Origin of the sequence: Nostoc sp. UIC 10630, from assembly GCF_010747425.1 — a bacterium.
Taxonomy (GTDB): Bacteria; Cyanobacteriota; Cyanobacteriia; order Cyanobacteriales; family Nostocaceae; genus Nostoc.
Map to the genome: position 1 here is coordinate 1 of NZ_JAAGOG010000288.1, position 7,878 is coordinate 7,878.

Below are 7,878 nucleotides of genomic sequence, written 5' to 3' on the forward strand. Positions count from 1 at the left end.
GAGCAGGGGAGCAGGGGAGCATACGAGCAGGGGAGCAGAGGAGCAGAGGAGCAGGGAATTGATTCGGCACTCAATGCTAGATTGACATTTAATTTAGAGGCGATCGCTTCCTTTCTCCACGAATTGAGAGACTTGTTTGAGTGCGATTCCTATACTCACCAAAATCTCGAACGCTATCGCCAAATTATTGGGCCCAATGATGCTACCCTCCAGAGTAAGTTTTCGCTGTTGCTATTAGAATATCTTCTAACTCAGCCAAACCAAGAAATAATAGCACCTCCAAGCCCAACTGCGCCGGCAGTTTATATCTGTCAGCCAGTGGAAGATGCGTTAAAAAAACAGGTTTCCCAAGAACGGTTGTTGAATCAGGTAACAACGCAGATCCGCAAAAGCTTGGATTTGCCTGTCATTATGGCAACGGCAATTACACAGGTGCGTGAGTTTCTAGAATTAGACCGATTAGTAATCTATAAATTTGAAGGTTCCAAAGTCAAGACTCAGAAATACCAGTCTTCTACAGATGAGGATAACGGGAAACGTTCAACTTCTATCTCAGTAAATAATCAATCCCTATTAGAAGATTACCAACAGCATGGAGGTTACATTGTCTATGAAGCTCGTGCTACAGATGCGATTACCTGCGTGTTGAATTACACAGAAAAGAATTGCTTTATGCGAACCTCTCAATGTTGGGAGAAGTATCGCCAAGGCTTTACCTTAGCTGTGGATGATGTCGAAAAAACTTATGCTTTAGAAGAGTGTTTGTTGAATTTTTTAAGGGAAAGCCAAGTGCGGGCTAAGTTGGCAGCACCAATTATACTTGAGGATAAGCTGTGGGGGCTGCTGATTGCTCATCAGTGCAATGAACCACGCCAGTGGATTGATAGTGAAAAAAACTTGCTGATTGCGATCGCCGAACAATTAGCGATCGCCATTTACCAAGCTGAGTTAATGCAAACCCTCACCCAAGAAAAACAAACTCTCGAACAACGAGTTATTGAACGCACAATCGGACTACGTGATGCTCTCCTCGCCGCCGAAGCTGCTAGCCGCCTCAGAAGTGAATTTCTCGCTACTATCAGTCACGAATTACTCACGCCTTTAACTTATGTGATTGGGATGTCGTCTACGTTGTTACGCTGGCCTTTGGGTGAATTGAGTCAGCGACAACGCGATTATCTGCAAACAATCCACGATAGTGGAGAACATTTATTAGAAATGATTAATGACATCCTCGATTTATCGCAAATCGAGGCTGGTAAGACAGCTTTAAATATTTCGGAATTTTCTTTGGTGAATGTTGCCGAAAATGCTGTGGAGTCACTACGAAAAAAAGCAACAAGCGAACAAATTAATCTCAACCTTGATTTGCAAATCGATCCCAGGCGCGATCGCTTTACCGCCGATGCCGAACGAGTAGCACAAATTCTCTCGAATCTGTTAACTAATGCGATTAAATTCACTCCAGAAAGTGGTAACGTTACCTTGCGCCTTTGGGTGGAGGATGATACCGCTATTTTTCAAGTGGAAGATACTGGGATTGGCATACGCGAAGAACAGTTACCATTACTATTTGAAAAATTTCAGCAACTCGATACACCCTATCGCCGCCGCTACGAAGGCACTGGACTTGGATTAGCTTTAACTAAACAACTTGTAGAACTTCATCGGGGTCGAATTGAAGTAGAATCAACCATCAGTATTGGCTCAATTTTTACTGTATGGATACCAACTCAGGCAATGAGAGTGCTGAGTTAGGAGTTAAGCAAGAGACGCGATAAATCGCCGTCTTTACAATAATCAGTATTTGTAGAGACGGCGATTTATCGCATCTTTGTGATGATTTATTTCTTCAATTTGATCCTAGGCTAATGAGCATTTTTTCAAAAATCCTCAACACAGGCTCCTCTCCATTGTCTCTAGTGAAAATAGTATAATTTGGGTGAGAATTGATTTCAATTAACCAATATTGGTTATCCCGATCTAAGACGATATCTAAACCACCATAATCAATATCTAATTCTTCAAAAATTGGTTTAGCGAAATTAGCAATCTCTGACAATATTTGTGGATCATTGATATACTTTGCTTTCGCACCATCCCAGTGAAGAGGGCTGAGGTTGCCTACAAATTTTGCATTAGTTATATCTTTTTCATAGAGCAGAACTAACTCTTTATTTAGAAAAACGGCTCTATACTCAGATTTTATGTCAATGAACTCTTGAGCGATCGCAACGTAATCATACTTTTTATTATTGATATTAAAAATCTCTTCTAAAGCAGTTTCAACTTCATCTGTATTCTGACATAAAAAAACGTTATGTCCACTTGATCCAGAATTACGTTTAACAATTACAGGCGTTTCAAAGGTTTTTTTTATTTCTAATATAATATCTTCAAAACTTGGAAATTTTAAGTAAATTTTATATTGCAGGTCACAAAAAGGGGAAAGAAAACCTACTGTCCGAGGAAGTTTAACTTTGTTCTTTAAAATATGGTAAGTATATTCCTTATCTTTAATAATTTGTGCTACTGCTTGATTTATTATCGGAGTACTATAATTACAAAAAAAATGTTGTTTATTATTCAGTTTTATTTTTACTAAGTTTTCAGCCGGATGAATAATTTCATAGCTGATATTTAAATTTTCACAAGCTTTGAGCAATAGCGAAAGGTTATCTAACATAAATAGTTGAAGTTAAAGATAAAAATTACGAATTAAGTTAGCGTAGCAGGGCGGATAAGCCCATTACGAATTACGAATTACGAATTACGAATTATTTTAGCTTGTTATTTGCCGTTTAAAAATCACCATTTCAGTACCGACAACTGGGTTACGCGCTATCAGATGATCTTGGGAGTCGATAATTTCTAAATGGGTAAAATCAAGTTCTTGAGAACGTTGTAATATCTCCGCAGCGAGTTTGTCTTGCTGAGATTCTTTGAGAGTGTACCAATCGTCACTAATTTTGACAGTCAAGTTACTCGTGCGGAAGTTAGCTTGAATTGACTTTATCAGACCAGAGGCAATGCGATCGCTAATTTCGGCTACCTGATTTTCAATAGCCACAATCAAAGCTTGTTCTGGTGTTAATTCTATAGCTGGTGTCGGTGTTGGCGTTGGGGTGGGAATTGGTTCAGGTTCAGGTTCTGGCGGCGTAATTTCCTCTGGTGGCTGTGGCGGCTGCGGTTCTGGTACAACTGACTCCGGTGGAGTAGTTATCGTTGGTGTCGGTGCAGGAACCTCTTCAACTGGAGGAACTGTTGCTATTTCAGTAGGTTTACCAGTAAAGACAGTTGTAGTTGTCCAAACGAGAATTACAGCAATTCCAGTCACAATTCCCGTCAAAGCTGTATCTGATAACTTTGTTGATAAATTTGATGGCAAAAACAAGCGGATTGTCCTTAACAGTCCACCCCATCGCAACTGAAGCTGCTGGAAAAAGCCGGGTGTTTCCTTAGTACCTGGTGGGGGTGCTGTCTCCAGTTTGTCCACCGTTGTTTCTAAAACCCCAATCGTCCCTCGGAGAACTTGGATAATTTTAGCCTTCCAAAATGGCTGAACTCTCTGGTAAGGTTTTTGGGGAGGTTGATTTACCTGTTCATCCGTCGGTTTTGACTGATTGTCTTGTGACATGGAACTTTCACCAAAAGCAGCGAATCAAAGACAAACAACGTACATTATTACTGGTGCTGCCTTCTTTTGCCTTAATGTATCACTTCATTGCTCATTGTTTCCGCTAAACTGACTATTTATCAAATTTGGTGAATTATGAACTTAAAACGCCGTCAATTTTTATTTTTAAGTAGCTTCAGCGCCCTTAGTACAGGATTTTTAGCCTGGATGTTAACTAATCAAAATCATCACAGTGCTGATCTTACCGATTCAACTACAGCTATAGCTGCCAACCCAGTCAAAAAAGACTTGTTATTACGTTTTGTATCTGTGGCTGATACGGGGACTGGGGCTAGAGGACAGTATGCTGTGGCTGGGGCAATGAATGCCTATCACAAACAAAATCCTTATGATTTAGTCGTTTTAGCTGGAGACAATATTTACAATAACGGCGAAATTGAAAAAATTAGTGCAGTTTTTGAGCGTCCTTATCAACCTTTGCTGAAACAAGGTGTGAAATTCCAGGCTTGCTTAGGCAATCACGATATTCGTACTGCCAATGGCGATTTACAAGTCAAGTATGTCGGTTTTAATATGAAGGGACGTTACTATACATTTAAACGTAATCAAGTACAATTTTTCGCTTTGGATACTAACAGTAATGCTGATTGGAAAAACCAGCTAACTTGGTTAGAAAAAGAATTAAGTCTTAGTAATGCTCCTTGGAAAGTAGTGTTTGGTCATCATCCAATTTATTCATCTGGTCAGTATGGGAGTAATCCAGATTTTATTAAAACTTTTACTCCCCTATTTAAAAAATACAATGTTCAACTTTATATCAATGGTCACGAACACAATTATGAACGCACACGTGCTATTGATGGGACAACTTATTTAATTTGTGGTGCAGGTGCTGGTAATCGTCCTGTAGGGCGTTCTGAGTGGACAGGGTATTCTACCAGTGATTTAAGTTTTGCCTCTTATGAGGTGTATAAAGATAGAATAGAAATAAGTGCGATCGCTACTAATAATCGCGTATTTGATAAAGGCATTATTCAATTAAAATCAGTTTAGTTATATGACTCAGCAAGAACTTACTTCTGCACTCAACAATACTTTAGAATCGTACCAAGCACCAGATGCTATATAAAATACTTTTACAAAAAGCAAATATACCAAGCGATTAGAAATCGCGCCTACGCGGACTCGAAGAATTTGAAACCCACGGAGGTGGGTTTTGTTTGTATAGCCGCGTAAAGCCTTCTCTACTAGAGGCTGCGCCAACGGCATAGCTTCGCTTAACGCGTCAGCGTGCCGGAGGCTCTATTCCATTCGCCAGGACAGACGTGTTTTTACTGTCGCGTTAGTTGTTACCTAGTAGCAATTCATCTTCCGTTAGTCTTTCCTCCGTAAGACTGTAACGTGAATCCTCTGACTCCATTAAGATATATTCAAGTTCACGGGAGCAGCAAGCATCTTCTGAATATGGGTTTAGATTTGGAAAAAACCCTTTGTTCTTAACATCGGGTTATAAGTATATGTTTTCTGAAGTTAAAAAATGTCTTGTGTTAGCCGTACCTTTGGCAACAGCACAATTGGCCCAATCTGCAACTGGTTTTGTGGATACGGTAATGATGGGCTGGTTGGGAAGTCAGACTATTGCATCTGGAGGTTTAGGAGTTGTTCTCTTTAGTTTTTGTCTGTTGATCGTTAGTGGTATCATTTCTGCTGTCAGTCCGTTAGCTGCCCAAGCATACGGGACTGGAAATAGAGAAAAAGTTGGCACAATTGTCCGCCTTGGACTAGGGATATCTCTGGTACTAGGAATACCAACTACATTACTGATTTACAATGGAGGTACTTTACTACTTCTACTAGGGCAGGATGCTAACACAGTAGCACTAGCAGAGATTTATTTAAGAGCGATCGCACTGGGTTTTATTCCTGCTTTAGGCTTTGCAGTACTTAAAAGCTTTCTTTCTGCTCTATTGCAACCGCAATTAGTGATGGTAACTGTGGTTTTGGGTACTCTGCTCAACTTCACAGCTAACTATGTGCTGATGTTTGGCAAACTGGGATTCCCTGCGCTGGGTTTAGCTGGTATCGGTTGGGCAAGCACATTTTCACTTTGGAGTATGTTTGTTGCTTTAATAGTTTATATATGTAATCAGCCTCGCTTTGCAGTTTACGGTATTTTTCGACCTTTATCTAAAAAAGCTTTTTCCCTAAAGCATCGCCAAATAATTGGTGAGATTTTTCAGGTTGGATTGCCCATTGGGGGGCTGATTGCAGTCGAAGGGGGACTGTTCACCGTTGTTACTTTCATAATAGGACAATTAGGAACAAACGCTCTTGCTGCCCATCAAATTGCTTTACAAACAATTTCGATATCATTCCAGATGGCAGTAGGCATTTCTCTAGCGACAACAGTACGTGTTGGGCAGTTAGTTGGACAGAATAAACTGCTTGCTACTCGTTTGGCTGGATATGTAGGTATTGCTATTGCAGGTCTATCTATGGGTATAGTAGGCATTACATTTTGGTTAGTACCAAAGTCAATTATTTCTCTTTATATTGACATTAACGATCCAAACAATGCAGATGTAGTTGCCCTTGCAGTTAAATTGCTTGGAGTGGCAGCGATTTTTCAAATAGTTGACGGTGTGCAAGTTACTGCGGGTGCCGCATTACGCGGACTAAAAGACACTCGAATTCCTATGCTTATTGGTATTTTTGCTTATTGGTTTGTTGGTTTATTTACTGGTTATACTTTCGGGATCTCGTCGGGGTATGGAGCTATTGGTCTTTGGTGGGGACTAGCTATTGGTTTAGCGATCGCTGCAATAGTCATGACTTGGAGGTTTAGCAACAAAACAACTAACCACGGGTAATGGATAGCCTAAAAGGAGAGAGGTCAGAATATTAAGTTGCACATCGCGTTAACATTAGCTTAATTCTCACCAAAGACTACATGATTCTTGAGGCAGTTATGCTTCCTGTTAAGCCTGGTTTAGAATCCGATTTTGAAGTTGCTTTCAAAGAAGCTTCTAAAATTATTTCCTCAATGGATGGATATTTATCCCATGAATTGCATAGATGTATAGATGTATAGAAGTCGAAAGAAAATATTTATTACTTGTCAGATGGGAAACTTTAGAATCTCATACTGTAGAATTTAGAAGTTTTGCTGAGTATCAAGAGTAGAAAAAACTTCTGCATCATTTTTATGAACTATTTGCCACTGTTGAACACTTTGAAGGAATTGAAATATGAAAAATAAGAACCCCGACTTCTTTGAAAAATCGGGGTTTCGCAATTGTACGACTCTGCTCGTGCAACTGTGCTACTTTTGGATCAACGATCGTTCGTCACCCAGGTCTATAACTTCTCAACAATCTGGTCTCTAAGACTATTGGCAAATCCTAGCACTTCGTTTTTCGCTGGTTGCTTGACCCCATTTTTATCAAGGGCTAGCGCTATATCATTAACAAAAGCATAAAATTCACCATTAGTGAGACCTCCACCAATTCCACTATGAGAAAGCTTCATAGTCCGCCCAGTATACACACAAGGGCCACCTGCTGCTTGGCAGAATTGAGCTATCAGCAACTCACGCAGTCGCTGTTTTGAGTTGGTACTCAAGCCAATAAAGTATTTACCAATCAATGGGTCAGCAAATATGTTTCCTGCAGAATCGTCAATGACTGCGGCAATTGCATTGTAGCCTCCTAATCTATTATAGAGAGAGCTTCCTGCTGAATTATGGGCTATAATCACTTCCTCTACGGGTATTGAAACTAGTGGTGTTGTCGTGGAACGAGCCAAACTAGGACTTAACCTGAAAATAGTCACAACCATGATTGTGATAGAAACCAATGTCAACCAGAAAACCTTTGTAAATAGGTTTTGTATTTTCATCGTCAAAGCCCCTCTGTTAAGTTTGATGCAGGATCAGTTTTGTTACTTCACACAATAAAATTCGGCTACAAAGATGAAGCCTAAAAAATAACCGAATTTATGCCTATTAAAATTTGTATGGAATGTCTAGAAAACTTTGTAGTTCTGATTTTATTCCATAGTAAATATCTGAGAAAACCCAAGATTTTCTCGTCTATTTTATAGCCTTTTTAATAGCAATGCCTGAAATATAGAACACGCAATTTTAGGAAATCTTGCGCCCAAACAGAACTTATTTTAAAAGCACTTACTTTTAAAATAAGTTCTGTTTGATTGATCAAGCAAGAAGTATAATACCACTGATA

6 protein-coding genes and 1 pseudogene are annotated in these 7,878 nt (G+C 39.6%); 4 read left to right on the top strand and 3 right to left on the bottom strand.

Annotated features, from left to right (window positions below; all coding sequences use genetic code 11):
- A partial coding sequence (locus G1O98_RS35130; protein WP_243458633.1) for a GAF domain-containing sensor histidine kinase occupies window positions 1-1,758 on the top strand: 1,758 nt, incomplete at its 5' end.
- Between the two features lie 94 nt (window positions 1,759-1,852).
- On the opposite strand, the gene G1O98_RS35135 is transcribed toward G1O98_RS35130, so the two are convergent.
- Window positions 1,853-2,686 (bottom strand): YheC/YheD family protein, encoded by an 834-nt coding sequence (locus G1O98_RS35135; protein ID WP_163938543.1) that lies wholly within the window; start codon window positions 2,684-2,686, stop codon window positions 1,853-1,855.
- A gap of 96 nt (window positions 2,687-2,782) precedes the next feature.
- Window positions 2,783-3,637, bottom strand: a complete 855-nt coding sequence (locus G1O98_RS35140; protein WP_163938547.1) for a hypothetical protein — start codon at window positions 3,635-3,637, stop codon at window positions 2,783-2,785.
- A gap of 135 nt (window positions 3,638-3,772) precedes the next feature.
- Between G1O98_RS35140 and G1O98_RS35145 the strand changes: the two genes are divergently transcribed.
- The 3 genes and pseudogenes from G1O98_RS35145 (at window position 3,773) to G1O98_RS35155 (ending at window position 6,889) form a co-directional block, all read left to right on the top strand.
- A complete protein-coding gene (locus G1O98_RS35145) occupies window positions 3,773-4,690 on the top strand; it encodes a metallophosphoesterase (protein ID WP_163938550.1) in 918 nt (305 codons plus the stop codon).
- Window positions 4,691-5,154: 464 nt separating this feature from the next.
- Window positions 5,155-6,507 carry an MATE family efflux transporter gene (locus G1O98_RS35150; RefSeq protein WP_163938553.1) on the top strand — a complete coding sequence of 451 codons (1,353 nt, stop codon included), beginning with the start codon at window positions 5,155-5,157 and terminating at the stop codon, window positions 6,505-6,507.
- A gap of 80 nt (window positions 6,508-6,587) precedes the next feature.
- Window positions 6,588-6,889: pseudogene (locus G1O98_RS35155) on the top strand (antibiotic biosynthesis monooxygenase).
- A gap of 105 nt (window positions 6,890-6,994) precedes the next feature.
- On the opposite strand, the gene G1O98_RS35160 reads toward G1O98_RS35155, so the two are convergent.
- On the bottom strand, window positions 6,995-7,534 hold the full coding sequence (locus G1O98_RS35160; RefSeq protein WP_163938557.1) for a group 1 truncated hemoglobin: 540 nt from the start codon (window positions 7,532-7,534) through the stop codon (window positions 6,995-6,997).
- Window positions 7,535-7,878 lie beyond the last annotated feature (344 nt).